We start from the raw sequence: 1,453 nt of genomic DNA on the forward strand, positions 1-1,453 counted from the left end.
GTGCGGCGGTTTTATTTTCTTTAAGGGCTTTAGTATTCCCATCAACACCGAATACAGCGGTTTGCGCTTTTCTGCCAGACAATTCGACTTCCACACCAAATAAATTTAATTTCGACTTGGTATTTACAGCCTCTTTAGCATTCTTTTCAAATTCAGCGGTGTTGGCTTTTATGGACTCATACACTTCTTTACTAATGCGCAGCTCATTAAAACGCTGGACAGCATCAGTCATGCTTATTGTGCCGTTCCGTGCATCTTGAACAACCTGAACGACTTCTTTATTCCCTTTGTAAAGTTGCTCAATTGCATTAAGTTGCATGTTAATTTTGCTGCTGGATTCAGACAACGCTCTATTTTGGCGCTCAAAAGCAGCGGCCATGTCATTAATAGCTCCATCTTTCTCAAGCCCTTTTAAAGCCAGTAACTCTTCTTTTGCTTTTTTTGCTACAGCAGCTTGTTCTTCGAGTTTTGCATTGGCCTCAGCGGCTCGACTACTGAAATACATATATCCAGCAGCCAAAGCAGTAACACCCAAAGTGATTGCGCCAATAGGTCCGCCAATTAGATTGTATAAAGCTGCTGCTCGTGAGCGCGCTTTATTATTTACCTCTTGCGCAATGGTATCCGCAACTGTTGCAGCAGTGTGTGCTGCAGTTGCTTGGGTTGCTTTCGCTTCAAGTGGAATGACTGTAGTTTGAATATAGGACAGTCGCTGCAAACCAGTCATTCGCGCCGCTGTCGCTTTAGCATCCGCAAGCTGCATTGTGGTGTATTGGGCAATAGCACCAGTTTTTCGAGCTTCTGAAGCTGTTAATGCAGCATTCGTGCTAATTTCGCTTAAATTTGCTGCATTCTTTTTAAAAGATTCAGCAACTGATCCGCGAATAGCAACAGTCTGAGCAAGAATTGTTTTTGTTAAATAAGCCACCCCACCCAGCATTGCGACATTTGCGACCGACTCCAAATTATGGGCTAGCTCACCCAGCGCACCAGCCATGATGCCGGTTGCGGAAGTTGATTCATTAGCCTTGCCTAGATAGACAGTCACCGCATTTGAGAGTGATGTAAAACCATCTGCCAAGCTGTTTTCCATGTTGTTGGCTAGCTTTTCATTTTCCTCCCGAGTGGCTATCAATGTCTTGATTAGGTCTTCAAGTGATGCTTTCCCTTCAGCACCCAATTTACGGATTTCAGCTTCAGTTTTGCCTGTGGTTTTAGCCATATCGGCAATGATGTTATCCGCGCCTGTAACAATTGAAATCCACGCGTCTGCATCAATTTTTCCTTTGGCCATAGATTTAGACAGTGAGTCCATTGCGGATTGGGCTTGGTCGGTGCGGGTGGCATTGTGCGTAAAGCTAAATGAAAGCGAATCCACAAGGTCTAATGTCTGGGTTGTTGTTTTACCTAAAGACTTCATGCCGCCCGACAAACTCAAATACACCTCCTGCGC

1 protein-coding gene is annotated in these 1,453 nt (G+C 44.6%); it reads right to left on the reverse strand.

Annotation, left to right across the window (positions count from 1 at the left end):
• Positions 1–1,438: tape measure protein (locus JZ784_RS17525; protein ID WP_346315795.1), on the reverse strand; the 1,438-nt coding region annotated here is incomplete at its 3' end.
• Positions 1,439–1,453: the final 15 nt, after the last annotated feature.

Source organism: Acinetobacter sp. CWB-B33, from assembly GCF_039655955.1.
GTDB lineage: Bacteria > Pseudomonadota > Gammaproteobacteria > Pseudomonadales > Moraxellaceae > Acinetobacter > Acinetobacter bouvetii.